The organism is Microtetraspora malaysiensis (assembly GCF_050947145.1).
In the GTDB taxonomy this organism is placed as follows: domain Bacteria; phylum Actinomycetota; class Actinomycetes; order Streptosporangiales; family Streptosporangiaceae; genus Microtetraspora_A; species Microtetraspora_A malaysiensis.
Genome location: NZ_CP191998.1, coordinates 7902262 through 7926310 on the forward strand (window position 1 = coordinate 7902262; position 24049 = coordinate 7926310).

Annotated in this window: 21 protein-coding genes; 9 read left to right on the forward strand and 12 right to left on the reverse strand. The window is 70.7% G+C overall.

Annotated features, from left to right (window positions below):
- Positions 1-85: 85 nt before the first annotated feature.
- The 3 genes from ACQP1V_RS37035 to ACQP1V_RS37045 all read right to left on the reverse strand — a co-directional run bounded on the left by ACQP1V_RS37035 (position 86) and on the right by ACQP1V_RS37045 (position 4494).
- Positions 86-1495: an NAD-dependent malic enzyme gene (locus tag ACQP1V_RS37035; RefSeq protein WP_387411616.1), complete on the reverse strand. Its 1410-nt coding sequence runs from the start codon at positions 1493-1495 to the stop codon at positions 86-88.
- Between the two features lie 256 nt (positions 1496-1751).
- Positions 1752-2672 carry a co-chaperone YbbN gene (locus tag ACQP1V_RS37040; RefSeq protein WP_433415240.1) on the reverse strand — a complete coding sequence of 307 codons (921 nt, stop codon included), beginning with the start codon at positions 2670-2672 and terminating at the stop codon, positions 1752-1754.
- A 148-nt stretch (positions 2673-2820) separates the two neighbouring features.
- Entirely contained in the window at positions 2821-4494 is a 1674-nt protein-coding gene (locus tag ACQP1V_RS37045; protein WP_433415242.1) for an acyl-CoA mutase large subunit family protein, read from the reverse strand.
- Between the two features lie 180 nt (positions 4495-4674).
- On the opposite strand from ACQP1V_RS37045, the gene ACQP1V_RS37050 reads away from it, so the two are divergent.
- Positions 4675-6393 (forward strand): S8 family serine peptidase, encoded by a 1719-nt coding sequence (locus tag ACQP1V_RS37050; RefSeq protein WP_433415244.1) that lies wholly within the window; start codon positions 4675-4677, stop codon positions 6391-6393.
- A 108-nt stretch (positions 6394-6501) separates the two neighbouring features.
- Here the strand turns inward: ACQP1V_RS37050 and ACQP1V_RS37055 are convergent, their stop codons facing one another.
- The gene (locus tag ACQP1V_RS37055) at positions 6502-7008 is read right to left on the reverse strand and encodes a MarR family winged helix-turn-helix transcriptional regulator (RefSeq protein WP_433426078.1); all 507 of its coding nucleotides are present in this window, start codon (positions 7006-7008) and stop codon (positions 6502-6504) included.
- A 405-nt stretch (positions 7009-7413) separates the two neighbouring features.
- Between ACQP1V_RS37055 and ACQP1V_RS37060 the strand changes: the two genes are divergently transcribed.
- Together ACQP1V_RS37060 and ACQP1V_RS37065 are read left to right on the forward strand one after the other, a co-directional pair.
- Entirely contained in the window at positions 7414-8718 is a 1305-nt protein-coding gene (locus ACQP1V_RS37060) for a hypothetical protein (protein WP_433415246.1), read from the forward strand.
- Positions 8719-8783: 65 nt separating this feature from the next.
- Entirely contained in the window at positions 8784-9473 is a 690-nt protein-coding gene (locus tag ACQP1V_RS37065) for a DUF4230 domain-containing protein (protein WP_245658049.1), read from the forward strand.
- A gap of 16 nt (positions 9474-9489) precedes the next feature.
- Here ACQP1V_RS37065 and meaB read toward each other — a convergent pair whose 3' ends face one another.
- A complete protein-coding gene (meaB, locus tag ACQP1V_RS37070; protein ID WP_433415248.1) occupies positions 9490-10473 on the reverse strand; it encodes a methylmalonyl Co-A mutase-associated GTPase MeaB in 984 nt (327 codons plus the stop codon).
- Between the two features lie 160 nt (positions 10474-10633).
- Positions 10634-11827: an acetyl-CoA C-acetyltransferase gene (locus ACQP1V_RS37075; protein ID WP_433415250.1), complete on the reverse strand. Its 1194-nt coding sequence runs from the start codon at positions 11825-11827 to the stop codon at positions 10634-10636.
- A 143-nt stretch (positions 11828-11970) separates the two neighbouring features.
- On the opposite strand from ACQP1V_RS37075, the gene mce reads away from it, so the two are divergent.
- Positions 11971-12393, forward strand: a complete 423-nt coding sequence (gene mce, locus ACQP1V_RS37080; RefSeq protein ID WP_067124961.1) for a methylmalonyl-CoA epimerase — start codon at positions 11971-11973, stop codon at positions 12391-12393.
- A 187-nt stretch (positions 12394-12580) separates the two neighbouring features.
- On the forward strand, positions 12581-13873 hold the full coding sequence (locus ACQP1V_RS37085; protein WP_433218500.1) for a DivIVA domain-containing protein: 1293 nt from the start codon (positions 12581-12583) through the stop codon (positions 13871-13873).
- 384 nt (positions 13874-14257) lie between these two features.
- Here ACQP1V_RS37085 and ACQP1V_RS37090 read toward each other — a convergent pair whose 3' ends face one another.
- Positions 14258-15241, reverse strand: coding sequence for a winged helix-turn-helix transcriptional regulator (locus tag ACQP1V_RS37090; RefSeq protein WP_433415252.1), 984 nt, complete (start codon positions 15239-15241; stop codon positions 14258-14260).
- A gap of 335 nt (positions 15242-15576) precedes the next feature.
- Entirely contained in the window at positions 15577-16161 is a 585-nt protein-coding gene (locus ACQP1V_RS37095; RefSeq protein ID WP_433415254.1) for a hypothetical protein, read from the reverse strand.
- A gap of 100 nt (positions 16162-16261) precedes the next feature.
- On the opposite strand from ACQP1V_RS37095, the gene ACQP1V_RS37100 reads away from it, so the two are divergent.
- Positions 16262-17230, forward strand: coding sequence for a GlxA family transcriptional regulator (locus tag ACQP1V_RS37100; RefSeq protein ID WP_433415256.1), 969 nt, complete (start codon positions 16262-16264; stop codon positions 17228-17230).
- Positions 17231-17387: 157 nt separating this feature from the next.
- Here the strand turns inward: ACQP1V_RS37100 and ACQP1V_RS37105 are convergent, their stop codons facing one another.
- The 4 genes from ACQP1V_RS37105 to ACQP1V_RS37120 all read right to left on the reverse strand — a co-directional run bounded on the left by ACQP1V_RS37105 (position 17388) and on the right by ACQP1V_RS37120 (position 21558).
- Entirely contained in the window at positions 17388-18158 is a 771-nt protein-coding gene (locus tag ACQP1V_RS37105; RefSeq protein ID WP_433415258.1) for an alpha/beta fold hydrolase, read from the reverse strand.
- Between the two features lie 71 nt (positions 18159-18229).
- Positions 18230-18991, reverse strand: a complete 762-nt coding sequence (locus ACQP1V_RS37110; RefSeq protein WP_433415260.1) for an SDR family NAD(P)-dependent oxidoreductase — start codon at positions 18989-18991, stop codon at positions 18230-18232.
- Between the two features lie 182 nt (positions 18992-19173).
- Complete coding sequence (locus ACQP1V_RS37115; protein WP_433415262.1) at positions 19174-20610, reverse strand: NF041680 family putative transposase; 1437 nt, start codon at positions 20608-20610, stop codon at positions 19174-19176.
- Positions 20611-20811: 201 nt separating this feature from the next.
- On the reverse strand, positions 20812-21558 hold the full coding sequence (locus ACQP1V_RS37120; protein WP_433415264.1) for a hypothetical protein: 747 nt from the start codon (positions 21556-21558) through the stop codon (positions 20812-20814).
- 90 nt (positions 21559-21648) lie between these two features.
- Here ACQP1V_RS37120 and ACQP1V_RS37125 point away from each other — a divergent pair, with 90 nt between their 5' ends.
- The 3 genes from ACQP1V_RS37125 (at position 21649) to ACQP1V_RS37135 (ending at position 24021) form a co-directional block, all read left to right on the forward strand.
- The gene (locus tag ACQP1V_RS37125) at positions 21649-21963 is read left to right on the forward strand and encodes a hypothetical protein (RefSeq protein ID WP_433415265.1); all 315 of its coding nucleotides are present in this window, start codon (positions 21649-21651) and stop codon (positions 21961-21963) included.
- A gap of 559 nt (positions 21964-22522) precedes the next feature.
- Entirely contained in the window at positions 22523-23089 is a 567-nt protein-coding gene (locus ACQP1V_RS37130) for an RNA polymerase sigma factor (protein WP_387411642.1), read from the forward strand.
- Positions 23086-24021 carry a CU044_5270 family protein gene (locus ACQP1V_RS37135; protein WP_433415268.1) on the forward strand — a complete coding sequence of 312 codons (936 nt, stop codon included), beginning with the start codon at positions 23086-23088 and terminating at the stop codon, positions 24019-24021. Before ACQP1V_RS37130 ends, ACQP1V_RS37135 begins: the two co-directional genes overlap by 4 nt.
- Positions 24022-24049 lie beyond the last annotated feature (28 nt).

Below are 24049 nucleotides of genomic sequence, written 5' to 3' on the forward strand. Positions count from 1 at the left end.
ATGAGGGAGAAGGCGGGAATCACGCACGCCGCCCCGGGCATCGACTTCGTCTTTCCCGGCGGATCCGGCGCCCGCCGGGGGCCGGTCAGGCCTCCGTGAAACCGCGGGCCCGCCCGCCCGCCGACTCCCGCACGGCGGCGGCGACCGCGCCCGCCACGTCGGGGTGGAAGACGCTCGGGATGATGTAGTTGGGGCCGAGCTCCTCGTCCGTCACGACGGCGGCCAGCGCCTTCGCGGCGGCGAGCAGCATCTCCGAGGTGACCACGTTGGCCTGGGCGTCGAGCAGGCCGCGGAAGACGCCGGGGAAGGCCAGCACATTGTTGATCTGGTTCGGGTAGTCGGACCTGCCGGTCGCCACCACGGCCGCGTGCTCCCTGGCGTCGTCGGGCGAGACCTCCGGCTCGGGGTTGGCGAGCGCGAAGACCACGGAGCCCTCGGCCATGGACGCGATGTCGTCACCGGTGAGGATGCCGGGGGCGGAGACGCCGATGAAGACGTCGGCGCCCTTGACCGCGCCGCGCAGGTCGCCGCTGTATCCCTCGGCGTTGGTGTGCTCGGCGATCCAGCGCAGCGACTCGTCGAGGTCGTCGCGCCCCTCGTGGACGGCGCCGAGGTAGTCGCAGACCACCACGTGGCGCACGCCGCCGGCGAGCAGCAGGCGCAGGACCGCCGTCCCGGCCGCCCCCGCTCCGGCGAGCGTGACGCGGACGTCGCCGATCTCCTTGCCGACCACCTTGAGCGCGTTGGTCAGCGCGGCGAGCACGCAGATCGCGGTGCCGTGCTGGTCATCGTGGAAGACCGGGATGTCGAGGAGCTCGCGCAGCCGCCGCTCGACCTCGAAGCAGCGCGGCGCGGAGATGTCCTCCAGGTTGATGCCGCCGAAGCCGGGGGCGATCAGCTGGACGGTGCGCACGATCTCGTCGACGTCCTGGGTGTCGAGGCAGAGCGGCCAGGCGTCGATGCCCGCGAACCGCTTGAACAGCGCCGCCTTGCCCTCCATCACCGGCAGCGCCGCGGCCGGGCCGATGTTGCCGAGGCCGAGGACGGCCGAGCCGTCGGTGACCACGGCCACCGAGTTGCGCTTGATGGTGAGCCGGCGGGCGTCCTCGGGGTTGCGCGCGATGGCCATGCTGACCCGCGCCACACCCGGCGTGTACGCCATGGAGAGCTCGTCGCGGTTGCGCAGCGGGACCTTCGACTGCATCTCGATCTTGCCGCCGAGGTGCATGAGGAAGGTGCGGTCGGACACCTTGTGAATGGCGACGTCCTCGACCGTGCCGAGGGCGTCGACCAGGGCCTGCGCGTGATCGGTGTCCCTCGCGGCGCAGGTCACGTCGATGCGGAGCTTCTCGTGACCGGCCGTGCTGACGTCGAGCGCGGTGATCACACCACCGGCGCTCTCCACCGCGTGGGTGAGGAGACTGACGGCCTTGCCGCCTGCCGGCACCTCAAGACGAACGGTGATCGAGTACGAGACGCTCGGCACGGTGGCCACGTGAATACGCTCCTGTTGTCATGTGCTGTCTGCGCATGCGCGTCTCCGGAGACCGTGACGTTGTCGGTCCGTGACGGCGCCGGGGACGCACCAGTGTCCACACATTACAGGTCCCGGCGGGATGCATCCGCTCCTTCGGGGACACGGCGTCACGGAGACGTCGCGACGAAGGCTTCCGCGCGGGCGAGCGCCCCGGCCGGGGCACATCCGACCGGCCCGCGCCGGAGACGGCACGGGCCGGAACGGGCCGACATGGTCAGAAGAGCGCGCTCGCCAGGTTGCGCCGCGCCTTGGAGACGGCGGGGTCGTCACCGGGCAGGGTGTCGAACAGGCCGATCAGGTGCACCCTGGCCCGGTCCCGGTCGTCTCCGGCGCTGCGCCGTACGACGCGGATGAGCCGGTCGAAGGCGGCGTCCACGTCGCCGGCCAGCATCTCCAGGTCGGCCGCCTGGGTCTGGAGGCCGACGTCGCCGGACTGCTCGGCGGCCCGGCCCAGCACGTCCGCCGGGTCGAGACCCTGCGTGCGGCGCACCAGCCCCACGCCCGCGAGGCCGATCTTCGCCTCCGGGTTTCCGGGCTCCCGGGCGAGGAGCCGCTCGAACGCGGCCTGGGCGGCGTCCAGGTCGCCCTGCTCCACGGCCTCGTCCGCGGCGGCCAGGTCCGGGTCGAGCGGCGGCTCCGCCGGCTGCTCCGCCCCGCCCGGGGCGGCCAGCTCGACGCCGAGCTGCTCGAACACCTGCGTGAGCGCCTGACGCAGCTGCGGCTCGGAGAGCGGGCCCTCGAACAGGGGCATGAGCTGCCCCTGGACGGCCAGGTAGACGGTCGGCACGGCGCGCATCCGCAGCGCCTGCGCCAGCTCCGGGTTGGCCTCGACGTCCGCGCGGGCCAGGATCCACGCGCCGTCCGCCTCCGCCGCCAGTTTCTCCAGCGTCTGGCTGAACTGCTGGACCTGCTCGGCCCGCGGCACGGTGGCCTCGACGATCACGGGAACGCTCATCGAGCGTTCGACGACGTCGGCTGTGAAGGTCGCCGCGGTGACCTCGACGACGGTGGCCGCCGCCGCGTCCGGGTTACGCGCGGCGGTCTCGCGCCGCGCCTGCGCTTCCAGAGCCTGCTTGCGCGCGCCGAGGTCCACGGCGCCGTAGAGCGATCCAGGTCGGTTGAAGTCCGCTGCCATAAGTCCAATCCTGCCGTACGCGCGTGGCTGTTCCATGCCAACCGTGCCTCCTCGGGGCGCCCGGGGGCTCCGCCCAGCGCGGAACGGCTCCATGACGGGGCCGCGACAGCCCTGTCGCGGCGGGCGCGCGCGGGCGGCGGGAACCGCGTCAGAAGCGCGCGGGCTCGGAGTAGGTGCCCCATTCCTCCCGGAGGGCGGCGCAGATCTCGCCGAGCGTGGCCTCGGCCCGTACGGCGTCCAGCATGGGCGGAATCATGTTCCGGTCCGATCGGGCGGCGGCGACGAGGGCGGCGAGGGCGGCGTCCACGACAGCCTGGTCGCGTACGGCACGGCGGGCGGCGAGGGCGCGACGCTGCTCCCGCTCGACCTCGTGGCTGATCCGCAGGATCTCCAGCGGCTGCTCGACGGTGGACGTGTGGCAGTTCACGCCGACGATCTTCTTGTCGCCCTTCTCCAGCTTGCGCTGGTAGTCGAAGGCGGACTCGGCGATCTCGGTCGTGAACCAGCCGTCCTCGATCCCGCGCAGGATGCCGGACGTCATCGCGCCGTCACCCCCCAAGTCCCGAATTTTCGTGAAAATGGATTCCGCTTCGGCCTCCAGGCGGTCGGTGAGCGCCTCCACGTACCACGAGCCGCCCAGCGGATCGACGACGTTGACGACCTCGGTCTCCTCCATGATCACCTGCTGGGTGCGCAGCGCGATCTCGGCGGCCTTCTCCGAGGGCAGGGCGAGCACCTCGTCCAGCGCGTTCGTGTGCAGCGAGTTGGTGCCGCCGAGGACCGCGGCGAGCGCCTCGATCGCCGTACGGACGATGTTGTTGTCCGGCTGCTGGGCGGTGAGCGAGACGCCGGCCGTCTGGGTGTGGAACCGCAGCCACCGGGCCTTCTCCGTACGGGCGCCGTACACATCGCGCATCCAGCGGGCCCAGATGCGGCGCGCGGCGCGGAACTTCGCGATCTCCTCGAAGAAGTCGATGTGCGCGTCGAAGAAGAACGACAGCCCGGGGGCGAAGACGTCCACATCGAGCCCGCGTGAGAGCCCGAGCTCGACGTATCCGAAGCCGTCGGCGAGCGTGAAGGCCAGCTCCTGCGCGGCCGTGGCCCCGGCCTCCCTGATGTGGTAGCCGGAGACCGACAGCGGCTTGTACGCCGGGATCTCGGCGACGCAGTACTCCATCAGGTCGCCGATCAGCCGCAGGTGGGGCTCGGGCGGGAACAGCCACTCCTTCTGGGCGATGTACTCCTTGAAGATGTCGGTCTGCAGCGTCCCGTTCAGCCGCGCGGCGGGGACGCCCTGGCGCTCGGCCGCGACCACGTACATGCAGAAGATCGGTACGGCGGGGCCGCTGATCGTCATCGAGGTGGTCACCTCGCCCAGCGGGATGCCGTCGAAGAGCACGTCCATGTCGGACACGGAGTCGACGGCGACGCCGCAGTGGCCCACCTCGCCGAGGGCGCGCGGGTCGTCGGAGTCGCGGCCCATCAGGGTCGGCATGTCGAAGGCCACGGAGAGGCCGCCCCCGCCGTTGCGGAGGATCATCTTGTAGCGCTCGTTGGTCTGGCGTGCATTGCCGAACCCGGCGAACTGCCGGATCGTCCAGGGGCGTCCCCGGTATCCGGTGGCGTACAGGCCTCGGGTGTAGGGGTACTCCCCCGGCCAGCCGATGCGCTCGTACCTGGGATCGTCGCCCTCCGGCCCGTAGACGGGCGCCACCTCCAGCCCGGACAGCGTCCGGTGCTCCTTCCGGGGGCCGCGTGCCATCGCCGCGTCGTACCGCGCCTGCCAGCGGGCGCGTCCGGCCTCGATCTCGTCCGCGTTCATGTGCCCACCCCCATCAGAAAAATACTAGGACGTCCTACTAAATCCCGCCATAGCACCACCACTCGGGTAACCGCAGCGCCAAAGGTCACACCTTGGCCGCAATGCAACACGGATCTATGACAGGGGCCGTCGTTACCGAAATATGAGACGCGCATGGTTGATCTCCCCATGGAGGTGGATGTGAAGCGCGTCATTGTCGTCGCCGCGGCCGCGGCACTCGCCGCGGCCACGCTGGCGTCGCCGGCGCAGGCGGTGCGCACCACGGCCGAGCCGGCCGTGCAGACCGAGTACGTCGTCCTTTACAAGGAAGGCGCGAACGCGGCCGACGCCCAGAAGGCGATCGAGGCCGCGGGCGGTTCCATCGTCAAGGTCAACGAGGCGGTCGGCGTGGCGACGGTCACCACGACCAACAGCGGATTCGTCGCCGCGATCAGGGACGATTCCGCGATCGAAGGGGTGGCGCGCAACCGCGCCGTCGGCGTCGCGCCCAAGACCGCCAAGCTCCAGGCGGGCGTGGTCAGGGCCATCCAGTCCAAGGCGGTCGAGAAGGAGGGCAGGGCCGACGCGGCACACGCCAAGAGGGGCAAGAAGCCCACGAACGAGCCGCTCAGCGATCTGCAGTGGGACCTTGACCAGATCCACGCGAACGAGGCGCACAAGTACGAGCGCGGCGACAAGCGGGTGCTCGTCGGCATCATCGACACCGGAGTGGACGGCACCCACCCGGACATCGCCCCCAACTTCAGCAAGGCGCTGAGCCGCAACTTCACCGTCGACATCCCCACGGACGCCGACGGCAACGAGGTGGACGGCCCCTGCGAGGTGGCGTCCTGCGTCGACCCCGTGGACGTGGACGACGACGGCCACGGCACGCACGTCGCGTCGTCGATCGCGTCCCCGATCAACAAGCTCGGCGTCTCGGGCGTGGCCCCCAATGTCACGATCGTGAACATCCGGGCCGGCCAGGACTCCGGCTACTTCTTCCTGCAGCCGACCGTGGACGCGCTCACCTACGCGGGTGACATCGGCATCAACGTGGTGAACATGAGCTACTACGTCGACCCGTGGCTGTTCAACTGCGTGGACAACCCGGCCGACTCCCCCGAGAACCAGCTCGAGCAGGCCACCGTCATCAAGGCGACCCAGCGGGCGCTCGACTACGCGCACAACAGGGGCGTGACCCTGATCAGCGCGGCGGGCAACGAGGCGATGGACTACACCAAGACCAACGTCGACACGACCAGCCCGGACTTCGCGAGCGTGCCCGGCCGGGCGCCGTACCCCCGCACGATCACGCCGGCCGGCTGCAAGTCGATGCCCGGCCAGGGCAACCACGTGATCTCGGTCGCGTCGACCGGCGTCAGCAAGCGGAAGGCGTACTTCTCCAACTACGGCAACGGCTTCGTCCACATCGCCGCTCCCGGCGGCGACGTGTACGACACGCCCGACGACACGCGCGACATCAGCAAGGCGACCCTCGCCGCGTACCCGAAGGCGCTCGCCGTCGCCAACGGCGAGATCGACGAGAACGGCGAGCCGACCGTCCCCTACGTGGTGAAGGACTGCAAGGGCTCCACCTGCGGCTACTACCAGTACCTCCAGGGCACGTCGATGGCCTCGCCGCGCGCTGTCGGCGTCGCCGCTCTGATCATCAGCAAGTACGGCAAGCACGACCCTCGGCGCCCGGCCCGTCTGGCCATGGACCCCGCCGCCGTGGAGCGGATCCTGCTGGACTCGGCCACCCCCATGGCCTGCCCGAGCCCGGCGGCGTTCACCTACACGCGGCACCTGCCGTCCGGCTCGACCGTGACCGACACGCACACGTGCGAGGGCGGCACGGGCGGCAACGGCTTCTACGGCAAGGGCATCGTCGACGCCCTGAACGCCGTCCGCCGATAGGCCGCGCCCCTCTTGTGACCGCCGGCGGACCGCACGGTCCGCCGGCGCGTCGGGGCGTCGGGGCGTCGGGGCCGGGCAGCCGGGAGGCCGTCCGGCCCCGACTGGGTCTCAGTCGGCGAAGTCCCCGGCGGCGACCCTGAGCATCCGCAGCAGGTCGAACATCTCGCCCAGTTCCTTCTCGCCGTACATCGCGAGGCCGAAGTCGGCGGCCATCAGATCGGCGGTGGCGAGCCGTACGACATCGCGGCCCCGGTCGGTGATCTCGGCGAGCACGCCGCGCCCGTCGCGCGGGTTGCGCATCCGGCGCACGAGCCCGGCCCGCTCCAGGCGGTCCACCGTGTTGGTCACGCTCGTCGGATGCACCATGAGCCGTTCGCCGATCTTGGAGAGCGGCAGCGAGCCCGCCTTGCTGAACGTGAGCAGCACCAGCGCCTCGTAGCGCGCAAAGGTCAAATCGTACGGCTTGAGCAGCGCGTCCAGTTGCGCCAGGAGTATCTGGTGGGCTCTCATGATCGAAGTTACGGCGGCCATCGCGGAGGACGGCCCGAAGTTCGCTCGCCAGCTCTCGGCGGCCCTTTCAATGGGGTCGAACGGGAGGTTGAGCGGCTTCGAGATGAACACAGCGATACGTTAGCGCGACCTTAGTCCCGTTTGCGCTGCGTACGCTGTGTAACCAAATTGATTCCTTGACCCCAGAACTCCGGCGTCAAACATCACGCTCCGTTATGGTTGCCACGTCAAAAGGTGAGGCGGCGGCAAACCCGGAGGGCAACGCGAGCCAAGTCTGCTAGTCGGCAGGCGACGGCGGGCGCGCCCTGCGACCAGCGCCACGGGGACCGGCGCGGTCCGCGCCGCCGCCCACCCGCACGGGGGGTTTTTCGATGGTCAACAAGCAGGTGACGGCGCGGACGCTGCGCCGCGCACGGCCCTGGGCGTGGCCGGGGGCCGCGCCCGGCCGTGGATAGCCGAAAAGGCGTTTCACGCGAGGAACTCAAGCAGGGCGCGGTCGTGCTTTTGGCCGTGCTGCTCGTGCTTGGGCTCGTCAGCGCGTGGAGCGTCCTCATTCCAGGCGTCATGGATTGGGACAACATCGTGGTCGCGGTCATCGGGTCGCTCCGGCTGACCGGTCCGGTCGCCGCGGCCTTCGCCGCGTGGGTCGCGGCGCGCCGCCGCCGCGCCGACCGCCTGCGCGCGCTCACGACGTGGCAGGCGGTACGGCCGCCGCTCGCGATCCTCATGGTCGTGGTGGGCGCCTTCGGCGCCACCATGACCGTGCTCGCCGTCCGCGCCCTGATCACCGGGGAGGGCGACGGCCCGCTTCCCGGCGGGGTCGCCATGGGGGCCGCCGGTCTCTCCCTTTATGTGGTCGCGGGCTGGGTGGTCGGCTGGGTGGCCCCGGTCGCCGTCGCGCCGCTGGCCGCCGGTTTCGGCACGTACGCGCTCTTCACGTGGCTCGCCGGCGGCGCGCCCTGGGCCGACCGACTGGCGCCGGCGGTGCACGACCCGTACGACGCGCTGCGGATGATGCCGGCGGCGGCGTTCACCGACCAGGCCCTGTGGCTGGTCGGCATCACCACCGCGATCCTGCTGGGATGGGCGGCACTGATCACCCGGCAGACGCTCGCGCTGGCCGCCGCGCTGATCGCGCTGCTCGCCGCGGGCACGGGGGTGGCCCGGCTGCTGGGCGAGCCGCAGGAGGTCGCGGCGAGTGAGAACATCGCCTACACCTGCCAGGAGTGGCCGATCGTCGTGTGCGTGCATCCGGGGATGCGCGGCGGGCTCGGCGAGCTGGGCAGCACGTTCACCACGATCGCGGCCCGCCTGGCCGGCACTCCCGCCGCGTTCAACCGGGTGGAGCAGCGGTCGCGCTCCGACACGGAGGAAGCCGGCAAGGGCGTCGTGCCCATCCACGTCGACGACCTCGACGCCGGGTACGCGGACCGGGCGGCGTCCGAGTTCGTCGAAGGGCTGGCCCGGCCGTGCCCCGGCTCCCCGGCCGGCGGATATCGCGCGATCGTCGTCGCCTGGCTGCGCGACGAGCCGCTGCCCTCGGGTCCGCTGCCCGAGCACCGGCACGCCGCCACCTGGTTCGCCCGGCTGACCGAGACGCAGCGCCGCGACTGGCTGCGGATGTTCTTCACGGACTTCGCCACCTGCCGGCTGCAGAGCCGCTACTTCGGCGGAGACGTCCGGCGGGAGCCCCCCGCCGCTCCCAGCTACCCCATGAACCCCCCGTACGAGCACGAGGACACCGCCCCGTCGCGCCACGAGACCCCCACTCCCGGGGCGGGCGAGACGGCCCGGCGGCGCTCCCGCGTCCGCTGAACCCGGCGGATCACGACATGCCGCGCGAAGGTGAGACTCGGGCCGATCTCGGGAAGATTCCCTCCGTGAACCGCCAGACTCAAGCCCCCGAGGGCTCGCCGGTCCCAGAACCCCCGATCCGGCGCTCCCGGCGCGGCTGGCGGTGGCTGGCCGGGTTCCTCTTCGTCGTGCTGATCCTCGTCGTCGGCGCGCGGCTCGCCTTCTCCTGGCTCGACCCGTTCGGCGAGCGCACCTTCGACCGCAGCGGCCCCGTGCTGCTGCGGTCGATCCACAACCTGAGCCGGTTCGAGGCCGCCACCGGGAACTTCCAGGTCGTCGTCGATCTGGAGAAGGACGCCGCCTTCCTGCCCGACGCCATCAAGGGCACCAGGACCCTCTTCGTGGGCGCGGGGAACGTCGACGCCTACGTGGACTTCGGCGCGCTCGCCAAGGACGCCATCACCGTCTCCCCCGACCGCACCTCCGTCACCGTACGGCTCCCGCACGCCCAGCTGGAGAAGCCCAACCTGGACAACGGGCGGTCGTACGTGTTCGCCCAGCAGCGCGGCCTGCTCGACCGCGTGTCGGACTTCCTCTCGTCCTCGCCGCAGAACCAGCAGGAGCTGTACGTACTGGCCGAGAAGAAGATCGCCGAAGCGGCCACGTCCAGCGACCTGCGCGCGCGGGCCGACCAGAACACCCGGTCGATGCTGGAGGGCATGCTGACGACGCTCGGCTTCACCGACGTCGTGATCCAGTACTCCTCCGAACCCTGACCGTCCGCCGGACGGCTCAGCCGAGGTCGGCGAGCAGCTCGTCGGCGGCGGTGTAGGGGTCGGTCTCGGCCGCCACCAGGCGTTCCGCGAGGCGGTCGAGCCGCCGTTCGCGGCCCTCGGCCGCGAACCGGGCGCGCAGCCGCGCCAGCGCGATGGTCTCGATCTCGTCCCGTGCGCGGGCCAGCCGGCGGCGGCGCAGCTCCCCCGACTCGTCGAGGTACGCGGTGTGCTTGTCGAGCGCGGCGATCAGGTCGTCGGCCCCCTCGCCCTTCGACGCCACAGTGGAGACGATCGGCGGCCGCCACGGTCCGCGCAGGGGCGCGACCGTGTTCCGCAGCTCGCGGACCAGGGCCTGGGCGCCGTCGCGGTCGGCCTTGTTGACGACGAACACGTCGGCGACCTCGAGAATGCCGGCCTTGGCCGCCTGGATGCCGTCGCCCATCCCCGGCGCGAGCAGGACGACGGTGGTGTCGGCCAGCCGGGCCACGTCCACCTCGGCCTGGCCGACGCCGACGGTCTCGACCAGGATCACGTCGCACCCGGCCGCGTCCAGCACCCGCAGGGCCTGCGGGGTGGCCCAGGCGAGCCCGCCGAGGTGGCCGCGGCTCGCCATGCTCCGGATGAAGACCTCGGGGTCGGTCGCGTGCTCCTGCATCCGCACCCGGTCGCCGAGCAGCGCGCCGCCGGTGAACGGGCTGGACGGGTCCACGGCCAGAACGCCCACCCGCCGGCCGCGCCTGCGGAACGCCCGGATGAGCATGCCGGTCGAGGTCGACTTCCCCACGCCCGGAGAGCCGGTCAGCCCGATCACGCGCGCGCCGTACGGCCCGCGGCCGCCCTCGGCCTCGGGGCCGGTCGCGGTGGCGAACGCCGCCATCACCTCGCGCAGCCGCTCGTCGCCGCCCGGGGCCGCGGCGGCGTTCTCGACCAGCGTGATCAGCCGGGCGACCGCCCGCGGCCGCCCGCGCCGCGCGTCCGCCACGAGCGTCCCGACGTCCATGGCAACCTCCGCATCGCTCGCCGCCCGCGGTTCAAGCCTAGACACGCGATCTCAGGCGGGCCCGGCGGCGCGTACGGCGCGCGCCGGGCCGCGGGGCGGACACGAAGAGGCGGCGGAAAGACGGGGAAGACCGCGGAATGGGCGGTGGAGAGGCCGCGGATCAGTCGCGGGAGGGCACCCGGACGATCAGGGCGTCGCCCTGGCCGCCGCCTCCGCACAGGCCGGCCGCGCCCACGCCGCCGCCACGCCGCCTCAGCTCGTGGGCGAGCGTCAGCACGATCCGCGCGCCGGACGCGCCGATCGGGTGGCCGAGGGCGATGCCGCCGCCGTTGACGTTGACCTTGTCCTGCGGGACGTCGAGCTCCTTGACGGACTGGAGCACGACCTGGGCGAACGCCTCGTTGATCTCGACGAGGTCGAGGTCGTCGGCGGTGATTCCCTCCTTGGCCAGCGCGTGCTTGATCGCGTTGGCGGGCTGGGACTGCAGCGAGTTGTCCGGACCGGCGACGTTGCCGTGCGCGCCGATCTCGGCCAGCCACTCCAGGCCGAGCTCCTCGGCCTTCGCCCGGGACATGACGACGACCGCGACGGCGCCGTCGGAGATCTGGGAGGCGGAGGCCGCCGTGATGGTGCCGTCCTTGGCGAAGGCGGGCCGCAGCCCGGCGAGCGTCTCGGCCGTGGTGTCGCCGCGGATGCCCTCGTCGGCCGAGAACACGATCGGCTCGCCGCCCTTGCGGCCCGGCAGGGTGACCGGCACGATCTCGTCGTCGAAGACGCCGGTCTTGGTGGCCTTGGCCGCGAGCTGGTGCGAGCGGGCGGAGAACTCGTCCTGCTCCTCGCGGGTGATGCCGAACCTGGCGTTGTGCCGCTCGGTGGACTCACCCATGGCGAGCTGGTCGAACGCGTCGGTGAGCCCGTCGAGGGCCATGGAGTCGACGACGCCGGCCGGGCCGTACTTGACGCCCTTGCGCAGGCCGGGCAGCAGGTGCGGCGCGTTGGTCATGGACTCCATGCCGCCGGCGACGACGATGTCGAACTCGCCGGCCCGGATGAGCTGATCGGCCAGCGCGATGGCGTCGAGCCCGGACAGACACACCTTGTTGATCGTCAGCGACGGGACGGTCATGGGGATGCCCGCCCTCACGGCGGCCTGCCGGGACGGGATCTGCCCCGCGCCCGCCTGGAGCACCTGCCCCATGATCACATACTGCACGTCTGAGGGGGCGACGCCTGCACGCTCAAGCGCCGCCTTGATGGCGATGCCGCCGAGGTCGACGGCGGACAGGCCGGCGAGCGAACCGAGCAACCGCCCGATGGGCGTACGAGCTCCTGCGACGATCACGGAACCGGACATGGGATGGGGCCTCCATCACGGGATCTGGGCGACGATGTCACGATACCCAGGAGTGTCCGAGTGATCGCCATGGTGGTCGCCCACATCTCCCGGACCTGGCAAAGTGGCGAGAGCGCGGACCGCAGACGCGGAGGAGTGAGGAAATGCTGCTCAGGATCGACCACGTGGGCATCGCCTGCCACAACCTCGAAGAGAAGATCGAGTTCTACGAGACGACCTTCGGGCTCACCGTCGTGAGCCGAGAGGTGAACGAGGAGCAGGGCGTCCGGGAGGCGATGCTGCACGTCGCCGACGCGCCGAGCGGAGCGTCGTACGTGCAGTTGCTGGAACCGCTCCACCCCGACACCGCCGTCGGCAAGTTCCTGGCGAAGCGCGGCGAGGGCATGCATCACATTGGCTATGGAGTGGCCGATGTCACGCAAGCTCTACAGGATATCGCCGCAAAGGGCATAAAACTCATCGACGAGCGTCCGCGGCACGGTTCAATGGGCGCCTCAATCGCGTTTCTTCACCCGAAAGACGTGGGAGGAGTCCTGACGGAGCTGGTCGAGACGGCGCGGCATTGACCCCACTGAACGCAAGAAAGGTTCACACGTAACAAGTCGCACATAAAGCCGGAGAGGGCGGCCAACGCGGCAGTACCGGAGTACGCTGGCGTATCACCGGACGAGGACCCGTGATGGACCCCGCCTCGGCTGTCCGAACCCCCCGTCCGGCCCGTGTAGCCGTCTCGACAACCCAGGATCGAGCCTCATGCAGTCCGACATCGACGCCCAACTCAACAATTTCTTTGAAGACGCCCCTTCTCGGGAATTCGACGTGGTGCTCCGCGGCTATGACCGGCACCAGGTCCACGACCACTTGAAGACGCTCGACACAGAACTGCGTCAGGCGCGTGAACAGGTGAGCGGGCTCCAGCGGGAGCTTTCCGACTCGCAGCGTCAGCTGCAGGAGCAGGAGCGTCCGACCTATTCCGGTCTCGGCGCCCGCATTGAGCAGCTGCTTCGTCTTGCCGAGGAACAGGCCACCGAGCTCGTCCAGGCCGCCAGGTCGGAGGCCAACGAGATCAAGGCGCAGGCCAAGGTGGACGCCGCCGACATGCGCGCCGCCGCCGAGAACGAGGCCGCCGAGAAGCGCGCCCTCGCCGCCCGCGAGGCCGAGGACATGCGCAGCACGGCCGAGCGCGACGCCGAGGAGATCCGCGCGACCGCCAAGCGCGAGGCCGACGAGCTGACCTCGACCACCGAGCGCGAGGTCGCGAAGGTCCGGGCCACCGCCGACCACGAGGTCGCGGAGAAGCGGGCGGACGCCGAGCGGGAGATCGCCAAGCTCCGCACCACCACCGAGCGCGAGGTCGCCCAGCTCCGGGCCTCCACCAAGCGCGAGCGCGACGAGGTGCTCACCACCGCCAAGCGCCAGGCCGACGAGATGCGCGCCCAGGCGCAGCGCGTCCTTGAGGAGTCCGAGGCCAAGCGGGCCCAGGAGGAGGCGGAGTTCGAGATCCAGCTCGCCTCCCGGCGCGAGGAGGCCGAGCGGCAGGAGGCCGAGCGCCACGCCACTGCCCAGGCCAACACGCAGAAGCTCGTCGCCGAGGCGGAGCAGCGCGCCGCGACGGCCGAGCAGCGGGCCAGCAAGGCCACCCAGCAGGCCGAGCAGACCCGGCGCGAGGCCGACTCGCACGCCAAGCAGCTCCTCGCCAACGCGCGGAAGAACGCCGACCAGCTCGTGGCCGACTCCAAGGCCAGCGCCGAGTCGATCGTGACCGACGCCAAGAACGAGGCCGAGCGCACCCGCACCTCCATGCAGCGCCAGGTCGACGAGCTGACCCGCCAGCGCGACAGCATCACCAGCCACCTCGCCCAGCTTCGGCAGCTCCTCGGCGGCGCCCCGCTGCCGGGCATGGACGCCGAGCCGGCGCCGGTCGCGGCCGCCCCGGCCAAGCCCGCGCTGTCCGCCGCGCCGAGCGCGGACAAGCCGGTCTCGGTCGCCAAGCCCGTCGAGACCAACGGCAAGGCCGACGACGACGCCGAGTGGTGGCAGGAGTAACACCCGGCGCTAACGGGGCAGTCGACGGCTATGGCGACACCATGAGCAGGGCCCGGCGGATCACCTCCGCCGGGCCCTACTGTGTTTATTGGCCTCGCTTCGCTCGGCAGGCTCGGGTCGCCCGAAGTCGGCTCGTGCCCTCGTCACGTCCTCACTCGTTCCTCGCTCCGGGCGTTCCCTCGGTTACTTCACCGCCGCGCCCCTCGCGCGTGATGGTTGGGGGCCGTAATGATGACGGCGCCCAACCACCACGCGAGGGGCGCGGCGGTGTCTGGACTGAGGAACGAGCGGGCTGAGGGGCGAGGCCCCGAGTGACGAGGGAAGACATCGCCTCACAGCGCCCCGAGCCCGCGCGAGCGAAGCGAGCGCAAATAGACACAGCCCTCAGATCCAGCCGCGGCGGGCGGCCTGGACGCCCGCCTGGAAACGGCCGGTGGCGCCGAGGCGGCCGAGCAGCGAGGCGATCCGGCGCCGCAGCGTCCGCTCGGAGATGCCGAGGTGCCGCAGGATCGCCTCGTCCTTCATCCCCACCCCGAGCAACTCCAGGATCTGCCGGTCCACCGCGTCCAGAGCCGGTACGGACGGGGCCCCCGCCAGGGGCGCCGCCTCGCGCCACAGCGTCTCGAACAGGGCGACGAGGGCGTCCGTGAGGGCGCTGTGCCGTACGACGACGGAGGTGAAGTGGACGCCCTCCTCCTTGCCGGTGAGCGGCAGCAGGGCGGTCACGCCGTCGACCAGGACCAGCTTGATCGGCAGGTTGGCGTGGACCCGCGACTGCTCGCCCAGGCTCATCATCTGCCGGATCTCGTCGAGCTTGGCAGGCAGATCCAGCACGGCGGAGGAGTAGATCGCGCGACAGCGCACGCCGCGCGCCAGCACCGCCTCCTCGGCGCTGATCGACGTCCCCGAGGATGCGGCGTACGGCGGGGCGTCCAGCGCGAGCACCTCCTTGGACGCGCCGGCCAGCAGCTCCCCCACCCGGCGGCTCGCGGCGGCGCTGCCCTCGACCACCTCGATCACCCGTTCCGGGTCGGCGCGCAGCAGCCCCTCCTGGAAGTCGGCGGCCAGCTCGTCGGCCACCAGGCTGAGCCGATCAAGCTCGGCGCGGCGGCGGCGGATCGCCCCGCCGAGGCCGATCCTCGGGTCGGCCGCGCGCAGGCCGCGCCGTTCGGCCGACTCCAACAGGCCGAGCTCCATGAGCCGGTCCACCGAGGCGCGGACCGCGTCAGGCGATGCCTCCAGCCGCCGCGCGCACTCCTCGACGGAGCAGCGGGGGTCACGGAGCAGCAGGCGGTAGATCCGTTCTTCGAGGATGTCCAGGCCGATGGCGTCCCACAACGTGGCACCTCCGTGGCATGTTCCGGTCATTGGCCGGATCAGGTCACATGTTTGTATCACAATCGTGGTGTCGCACTGCAAAGGTAGCGACATGGAGCCAACGCGGAGTATTGCCTCCGCGAGCTCCTTGAGGGAGGAAAGCAGAGGGAGGGGACGCAGGCCTGGACGGTGACCCCGTCGGCCGCGTCCGCCCCTCGCTCATCGCCACACCGGCGCTCCAGACCCGCCGCCGTCCGGAGCCCCCGCTTCGCCCAACGGACCTGCCCCGCATGCCCTCAACCGGGACGTGCGGTCCGGCCGGAAACGTGCTCGCGACTCCAGCGCTTCTCCCGGCCGGGCTCTCCCGCCGACGACCGCGTCGTCATTCACAGCAGGACCAGGATGCCGACGCCCAGCAGGAGGTCGAGTATCGCGCACCATTCCGCCATGGACCGAGAGACGATCCGGTTCGCGCGCAAGTGGAAGATGTCCCAGATCCCGTGCGCGATCAGAGCGGCGGCCATCACGGCGCTCCCCAGCGCCCAACCCGCGTGCGCGGCGGCCAGTACGACGGCGCCGAAGACCAGCATGGCCGGCGCCTGCAGTGCGAAGAGTCCCGGCCTGCGTAGCTGCCCCCGGACCAGGCCGATCACGGAGATGACGAGCGCGGCGGGGCCCAGCACAACGGCGTAGCCGACGCCCAGCACCTGGCTGACCACCGCCACGACGGTCAGCCCGAGCACTGTCAACCAGGCGGAACGAGGCCGGTCCAGAACCGCTGTCGTCAGATAGGCGAGCGCGGCGACGAACACGAAGACGCCGGCTGCTCGTCCATCATCCACATGGAAGAGGAACGCGCAGGCGATTCCCAGCCATGTCGGCCACCGGCGCACCAGCGCCCTCACGACGCGGGGCAGCGGAGCCGACCGGCGTGCAGCGGGCCTGCGGTCATCAAGCATCGGATGTGTCATGACCCCGAGCCTGTCCGGCCGGCCACTTCCCTGCCGAGCGCCCATGGAGAGTATGTCCGAAAACTTGGGATGCCTACCCGATCAGACCTACCATCCAGAGATGGCAGAGCGGCGGGTTGTCGTGGTCGGTTATGAGGGCGCCGAATTGCTCGACATCGCCTGCATCACGACCAGCCTGGAGATGGCCAACCGGATCGGCTCGGTGAGCCCGCCGTACCAGATTTCGGTGGTCAGCCCGGGTGGGCAGCCGATCGCGTGCCAGTCGGGGCTGACCCTGCACAGCCAGGGCTCACTGCAGCGGACCATCGGCCCGATCGACACGTTGATCGTGTCCGGCGGATGGGGCCACACGCGCGCCGCCGAGGACCCGGTGATTGTCGGCAACGTACGCCGGCTGGCGCGGGAGAGCCGCCGGGTGGCCTCCGTGTGTACGGGAGCGAGCGTGCTCGCCGCGGCGGGACTGCTCGACGGCAAGCGGGCGACCACTCACTGGCAGTTCGCCCAGCAACTCGCCGCCCACCACCCCGCCGTCACCGTGGACGCCGATCCGATCTACATTCGGGACGGTGCGATCTCCACCGCCGCCGGCGTGACCAGCGCCCTCGACCTGATGACCGCGTTCATTGAGGAGGACCACGGAGCGGGGCTGGCCCGGCAGGTGGCCCGGGCCCTGGTGACCTACCTCCAGCGGCCGGGCAACCAAGCCCAGATCAGCATGTTCACCGCGGCGTCACCCGCCGAGCACGACGTGGTCAGGCGGGTCGTCGGGCACGTGACCGCGAACCTCGACGCGGACCTCACCACCGCCACGCTCGCCTCGATCGCCGGCGTCAGCGTGCGGCACCTCACCCGGCTCTTCCTCACCCACCTCGGCCAGTCACCCGGCCGCTTCGTCCGCCTGGCCCGGACCGAGGCGGCCGCCCACCTGCTGGCCACGACCGCCCTGCCCGTCACCCGCGTGGCGGCCCGGTGCGGGTTCGGCACGGCCGAGGCGCTCCGCCAGGCATTCGTCAGCCGGTACGGAACGACCCCCTCGCGGCACCGCGCCGCCAACGCGACCCACGGCTGAGACGCCGCTTCCGCAAGGGCACCGAACCGGCCGACTCCCACGTCGACCTCCGCTCTCCCCACCCGGTGTCGCGGGGATCCGCAGCCTCCTCCAGCAGGGCCAGGACGCCTGGAACCGCGGAGCGTGCTTCACACCATGCCCTTCGCCATGCCCGAGTTCAGGGCAGGGAGCGGACGAAGTCGGCGACGGCGTGGTTGAACGCCTCGGGGTTCTCCATCGCGGACAGATGGCCCGCCTCGGGGATGACGGCGATCCTGCCGTCGGGCACGGCCTCGGCCATCGCCTCCGCGTCGGCCCGCGGGGACAGTTCGTCCTCGTCGCCCACGATGACCAGCGCGGGCGCCGTCAGGGCGCGGAGCGTGTCGAAGGAGTCCGGGCGGGCCGCCATGGCGCGCTGCGCCCACGCCACGGCCGGAGGCGGCGCGGACTGGACGAGGCCGCGTACCCGGCCGGACACCATGGGCCTGCGCCGCGCGGTCGTGGCGCCGAGCTGCGGCGGCAGGACCTCGTCCACGAGGATGGCCGGACCGTCCCGGAGGACCGCCGCGGCGATCCGCTCGCGGTTCTCCCTCGCGGGTGCGGGATCGGCCGCCGCCTTGGTGTCGGCGAGGATCACGCCGAGCAGGCGGTCGGCGTGGCGACGGCAGAAGGCCATCGTGACGTACCCGCCCATGGACTGGCCGCCGACCACGGCGCGCTCGATCCCCTCGCGGTCGAGGAGCCGCGCCACGTCGTCGGCCATGACGTCGAGCGAGGGCGCGTCGTCTCCGAGGGGTGAGCCGCCGAAGCCGCGCAGGTCTGGAGTGATCACCGTGCAGGCGCGCGCCAGCCCCTCACGCTGCGCCTGCCACATCGCCGAGGAGAACGGGAAGGCGTGGAGCAGGACCACGGGTGTCCCGGAACCGGCTGATCGCGAGTAGAGCCGCATCTGGCCAACGTAACCCGCGATCGCCGTCCATGGCCTGTCGGCCCACGCTGTCACGTCGAGTGCGCGAGCGGTCAGGACAACGCGGTCTGGCCGCCGTCGACGAAGAGCACCTGGCCGGTCATGTACGCGGACGCCGGGCTGGCGAGGAACAGCGCGGGCTGGGCCATCTCCTCGGCGGTCCCCCAGCGGCCCATCGGGACGCCGCTGATGGTGGCCTTGCTCGCGTTCTCGTCCTCCCACAGGTTGCGGTTGAGCTCGGTCGCCGTCCAGCCCGGGCACAACGCGTTCACCCGTACGCCCCGGGACGCCCATTCGACCGCGAGGGTCTTGGTGAGGGCGACCAGCCCCGCCTTCGCCGCCCCGTACGGCGCGAGGAAGGGGGCGCCCTTGGCGGCGACGGAGGCGACGTTGATGACGGACCCGCCGCCGCGCTCCAGCAGGTGCGGGGCGAACGCGTGCAGGACGGCCATCGCCGAGTCCAGGTTGAGCCGCATGGTCTTGTCCCAGCCGGTCAGCCGCAGGTCCTTGAACTCGGCGAGGAAGCTCGACCCTCCGGCGTTGTTGACGACGACGTCCACGTGGCCGAACGCCTCGATCGCGGCCTGGACGGCGCCCGCCACGGCGTCGCGGTCGGTCACGTCGCAGGGGATCACGTGGGCCGCGCGCCCGCGGTCCTCGATCTCCTTGGCCACCTGGGCGAGGCTCTCGGCGGATCGGGAGACGAGCGCGACGTCCGCGCCCGCCTCGGCGAGCGTGAGGGCGATGGCCCTGCCGATGCCGCGGGACGCCCCTGTGACGAACGCCTTCTTGCCCGAGAGATCGAACGCCTGCACGGTGCCTCCACTGGAACAGAACATAGCTCTACTGTTCCTGTTTATACCGCTTCGGCGCCCACGGTGGCATCCGGCCCGGATATCAGAGCCTGTTCACAGATGCTTAAGTGGCCCTCTTCTGTCTCCAGAGCCGACACGCCAACCCACCCAAACCGATCGCTAACAGGCTCTAAGCTTGATCTTTAACCTGTGCGCTGTTGTCGGGCGGTCATGGTGAGGTCTCGTTTGCTGGTCTTTCCGACGTCGTGATGGGGTGCCGGTCTGCGGTTCTTGGAGCCTGGCGGCCGGCCGGGGCCGGGCTTGCTAGGTTTCGGCGCGCTGGCGGGCAGTGCGGTGTTCGCGCGGATGTTCCGGAACCCGCGCCGGACCCGGGCGGGCGTCAACCGTCCTGGCGCGACGGGCTTCTCCCAAGGGCGGCGCAGGTCGACGGCGAGGGGGCGGGCGAGGCGTAGCTGGGTGTAGGCGGCGATGACCAGCCAGGTCCAGCGGTCGGCCGCTGCGGGGTCGCGTATCTTCGGGGCGGTCCATCCCATGGTCTGTTTGAACAGCCGGAAGGTGTGCTCGATATCGAATCTGCGCAGGAACGCCTGCCAGCGGTGGTCGACGTCGGCGGCGGTGATGCCGGTGGCCGAGGACCACAACCACACCGGCTTGGGGTCACGGTCCCCGGGAAGATGCTCCACCTGCAGCCGGATCAAGGTGCCCTCGATGATCGGGAGTTCGCCCTCGTGGTCGAGCCAACTGGTCCGGTGGGTGAGGCGGGGGTGGAGCCGGTCCCAACTACTGGAACGCGCCGTGCCGTAGCGGGTCGTGTCGGTGGTCGTGGTGTGCTGAGGTTCGGGCCACGTGGCGGGTTTGTCCAGGGCGAACTCGGGGCCGTGTTTGGGCGGGCGGCCGATGGCGCCAGGCAGCCGGGAGGGCTTGGGCAGCCGCAGGATGCGGTCGGAGCGGATCCGTCCGAGCACCTCGACGGGCAGGTCGGCCAGGACGAACGCGAGCCGGGTGACGTCGTAGCCGGCATCCATGACGATCAGGATGTCCGGGTCGCCGGCCTGCCAGTGTCCAGCTGAGACGAGACGTCCGACGACCGCGCGGAGTTGGTCGGCGGTCACCGCTGTGGCGTCGTCCGTCGGCCCCAGGCGGACCGCGTCCAGGACTGCGGTCCAGGAGGTGCGGCCCGGTTCCAGCGCCGCGACGAAGGAGTACGGCCAGCCCGGGATCAGCTGGGCCTGATTCTTGCCGCGGCCGTAGACGTGGCAGAACAGGCGTTCCGCGCTGGTCGGTGCGTCTGAGCGCAGCCAGGGGCTGACATCCACGACCAGTACGATCCGACCGTCGACGGTCTTGGGGATCGGCAGGTCGGTCAGGACGGCACGCAGCCGGTTCTCCTCGATCCGGCCGCAGTTCAGCCCGTCGTAGAGGGCGCCGTGCCCGCGCCGGTGTTCGGGCGTCAGTGTCAGATCGACTAGAGATCTGACCGCGCCGTCGGCGCACAGCAGTGCGTCGGTGAGCTCGAACAGCGCGTCTGCCCGAGCGGTCAAGCAGTCATACAGGTCGGTTCGGAACCGGGACAACACGGTCAGCGACTCGACGCGGGCGGGATCGTCTAGCAAACTCATCCTTACGGCCTTGGTTGGTGATCATGGGTGCTTCAGCAACGCACATGATCACGCCAGGGCCGCTCTGCTGTCCGGCGAACGCCAAAGGCCGCCGCCATCTCGCCCAGCCGACCGACGGGTGAGGTTAAAGATCAAGCTAAGACATCCGATCTGCCTAACCTGTCAAGTCACGTCCGACTGGTTGCTTCTGCAGGGTCCTCTTCAAGGAAGGTTACGGAAGACGCCTGAAGCTTTGCCGATCACTCCGGTGGCCAGGAGCGGGCCGCCGGGGACGGCCGACAGCGAGGTCAGTTCACCGCCGGACGGAACCTTGGTCCAGTGGCCGGAGGGGGCGCGGTGGGCGAGGGCGGAGTCGTCACCGTTGATGTCGGTGGAGCCGAAGAACCAGTGGCCGCCCTTGCCGTCGGGGACGGGTGGGCGGTCACGGATCATGCGTCCGGCCTTCGCGGAGGTGTCCTCGCTGTGCCAGCCGGAACCGGTCTGGGAGAGCAGGAACGACGACGCCCCGATCTCCCCCGTGATCCAGATGCCGGTTGGGTCGGCGGTGATGGCGGTCAGCCGAGGACCGGTCGGGTCGGGCGGGAAATCGTCGGACGGGGGCGGAGCCTTGGGCAGCGCCGCAGTCACGTCGACCCGGGTCCAGAGCTTCCCGTCGAAGTGGTGCACCGAGGAGGTGTCGCCGTCGAGGGCCCAGATGTCGGAGGCGGAGCGGGCGCTGACTCGGTAGGCGGAAAAGGAGACGCTCTGATCCGACCAGGTGGCGCCGTTGTAGTGCCAGGCCTTGTAGTCGCCTAAGACCCACACGTCGTTGTCAGCGGTGACGGCAAGGCTCCCGGCCGTACCGGGCAGCTTCTGGACGATCACCCAGGTGTATCCGTCCCAGCGCAGGACGGTCCTGGCGTCGTGCCCGGCAGGCAGCAGCCGACCGCCGCAAGCCCCAGAGACCATAGATCACATAGGCTCGTGGCCTGATCTCCGTTTCCTGGCGTCGCGTGAGTGTGGAGTTTGGCGAAGTCGGATCCCCCTGGGCCTCTCAGCATGGCCGAGTTCCTTGCAGGCGCGTATGCCGTCGTGATCATAGGGCTCGCCGCTCTCAGCCTGCCGTCTTTCATCCGAGGAGGAGGAAACGGGCTGGCGTTCCTGTTCGTAGGTCCCGCCACCTACCCGCTGGGCACCGTCCTGCTCGATCTCTGCCAGGCGACTGGACTCTGCTACGCCGAGGTCGGGCCGTCGTGGATGCAGAACGTTCTGCCGCTCATCGTCGCAACCGCCGGCGGGCTGATGCAGGCCGGCCTCCTGTGGTTGCTCCTTCGCGTTGTGCTGTTAGCGATGGGCAGGAAGCGAGAACGGTGAGCGCCCCGCACTGGAGTTCTGTCGGCGTTGCCGAATTGTTCTTATAGGGATCAAGGGCCGCGCTGGCGCGCGGCCCGCCGCCGCGCACGGACGGCGGACCTTCGCCCCCGACCGATCCTCTGGCCAATGGCCGGCCTTTCGATGGCCACCTGAGACCGGCCGACCTCAGCCGCGGACTCGACCCCGCTCTCGACCCGCCAGGCCCGGCGAGGTCAGAGCGCTTCGACCTCCGGCATGTACGCGATCGGGATACGCAACTCCCAGTGGCCCCGACCGGCGATGTCCTCGCCGGTCGGCCCACCGCACGGACAACTCCACGGGATGGTGCCGTCCACGCCAGCGAGGGGCGGCCACAGATGGACACGCACTCCGCTCGGCGGGGTTCTGCCCGGCACCACCTGGTGACGCCCATCTCTGCAAGCGGAGCCCGAGTGGTAGCGCATATACCTGGCCGCCTGCGGACGGCGGCATCACATCTCCGCGTGTCACGGCTTTGGGGAACTCGGTGACGCCCTTCGGGAGACAGCACGGTGAAATACCTACTCACGAAGGAGAGGCGTTGAGTGCTGAGACGGTCGAGATCGACGACGGAGAACTGATCCGTCGTTCGGCGCACGACCCAGAGCAGTTCGCGGCGCTGTTCGACCGCTACGCCCAGCAGATCCATCTGTACGCGGCGCGGCGGCTGGGCGCGCAGGCCGCCGACGACATTGTGGCCGAGACGTTCCTGGCGGCCTTTCGCAGGCGCGGGACGTATGACACGTCGTTCGCGCTGGCCAGGCCCTGGCTGTACGGAATCGCCACCACGTTGATCGCCAGACATCGACGACAGGAGGAGCGGCTGCTGCGGGCGCTGAGCCGCACCGGCGTGGACCCTCTGCCTGAGGCACTGGACGACACCGTGACGCGCCGGGTGACGGCGCAGGGCAGGGACCGTGAGCTGGCGGGGGCGCTGGCGTCGCTGCCACGCGGGCATCGAGACGTGCTGCTGCTGGTGGCGTGGGAGGACATGTCGTACGAGGAGGTGGCGCGGGCGCTGGACATTTCTGTGGGGACTGTGCGGTCACGGCTGCACCGGGCGCGGAAGAAGGCCAGGAACGTGCTAGGGGATGAGGAGCAGCAGTGAACGAACTGAAGGAGTTTCGCCGGAACACCCCGGCGATGACTGACAACGCCGCGACTGCTGCCAAAGCGCGGCTGATGACAGCGATCCACGAACCGGAGGCCGCACGCAAGTCGGCCACGTCCGGCGCGAGAAGGTTCGGCTGGCGGATCGCGGTGGCGGCGGCTCTGGCCCTGGTCGTCGGCGGGACCGTCGTGACGCTCAGGGACCAGCAGGGCATGGCGACGGTGGCCAGCGTGGCCGAGCTGGGCGAGCGTGCCGCCGGCGCGGCCGAGAGCGACCCGACGCCCGCGCCGGGCCCCGCTCAGTGGCTCTACACCAAGGAACTGCAGCTGGACGGCGTCGAAGCCGACGTCGACCGGGACCGGCACGCCACCTGGGAACGGTGGACCAGCGTGGACGGCAAGCGGTCGGCCTGGTACCAGGGCGGCAAGCTGATGTTCCAGGGCAGCGCGGTCTTCGACCCGGCTGAGCTGGCCAAAGCTCCTGTCACCCCGGCTGGGGTGATCGCCAGGATCAAGGCGGCCATCCTCGACGAAGACCGCCGGGGGCCGCAGGAACTGAACGGCCACGTCCCGCCGCAGATCCTCTTCATGGAGATCAACCAGCTCATCGCCGAGCAGTGGCTTGCCCCCGAGGTGCGGGCCGCTCTCTTCCGCGCGCTGCCCACGATCAAGGGCATCACCATGACCGAGGACGTGCCCGTCGCCGACGGACGGCGAGGCGTGGCGTTCAGCCTCGACAACGACGGGGCACGGCAATCGCTCGTCCTGGACCCGCAGACCTTCCGGTATCTGGGCACCAACTCGACGCGGCTGCAGGACCGGACACACGAGCGGGCCGATGGCAGTAAGGAGACCTTCAAGGCGGGCACGGTGAGCCTGACCGCGCAGCTGGAAGCCGCGATCGTGAACCAGCCCGGTCAGCGCTCCTGATCGCAGCGGAATCAGAACGACGACGATG

Coding starts and splice junctions, on each gene's coding strand:
- ACQP1V_RS37120 (WP_433415264.1), bottom strand. CDS start 21,558: ATGGTCTCTGGGGCTTGCGGCGGTCGGCTGCTGCCTGCCGGGCACGAC.
- ACQP1V_RS37075 (WP_433415250.1), bottom strand. CDS start 11,827: ATGTCCGGTTCCGTGATCGTCGCAGGAGCTCGTACGCCCATCGGGCGG.
- ACQP1V_RS37040 (WP_433415240.1), bottom strand. CDS start 2,672: ATGGCAGCGGACTTCAACCGACCTGGATCGCTCTACGGCGCCGTGGAC.
- mce (WP_067124961.1), top strand. CDS start 11,971: ATGCTGCTCAGGATCGACCACGTGGGCATCGCCTGCCACAACCTCGAA.
- ACQP1V_RS37105 (WP_433415258.1), bottom strand. CDS start 18,158: ATGCGGCTCTACTCGCGATCAGCCGGTTCCGGGACACCCGTGGTCCTG.
- ACQP1V_RS37125 (WP_433415265.1), top strand. CDS start 21,649: ATGGCCGAGTTCCTTGCAGGCGCGTATGCCGTCGTGATCATAGGGCTC.
- ACQP1V_RS37095 (WP_433415254.1), bottom strand. CDS start 16,161: ATGACACATCCGATGCTTGATGACCGCAGGCCCGCTGCACGCCGGTCG.
- ACQP1V_RS37115 (WP_433415262.1), bottom strand. CDS start 20,610: ATGAGTTTGCTAGACGATCCCGCCCGCGTCGAGTCGCTGACCGTGTTG.
- meaB (WP_433415248.1), bottom strand. CDS start 10,473: ATGGACGTCGGGACGCTCGTGGCGGACGCGCGGCGCGGGCGGCCGCGG.
- ACQP1V_RS37045 (WP_433415242.1), bottom strand. CDS start 4,494: ATGAACGCGGACGAGATCGAGGCCGGACGCGCCCGCTGGCAGGCGCGG.
- ACQP1V_RS37090 (WP_433415252.1), bottom strand. CDS start 15,241: ATGACCGGAACATGCCACGGAGGTGCCACGTTGTGGGACGCCATCGGC.
- ACQP1V_RS37085 (WP_433218500.1), top strand. CDS start 12,581: ATGCAGTCCGACATCGACGCCCAACTCAACAATTTCTTTGAAGACGCC.
- ACQP1V_RS37100 (WP_433415256.1), top strand. CDS start 16,262: ATGGCAGAGCGGCGGGTTGTCGTGGTCGGTTATGAGGGCGCCGAATTG.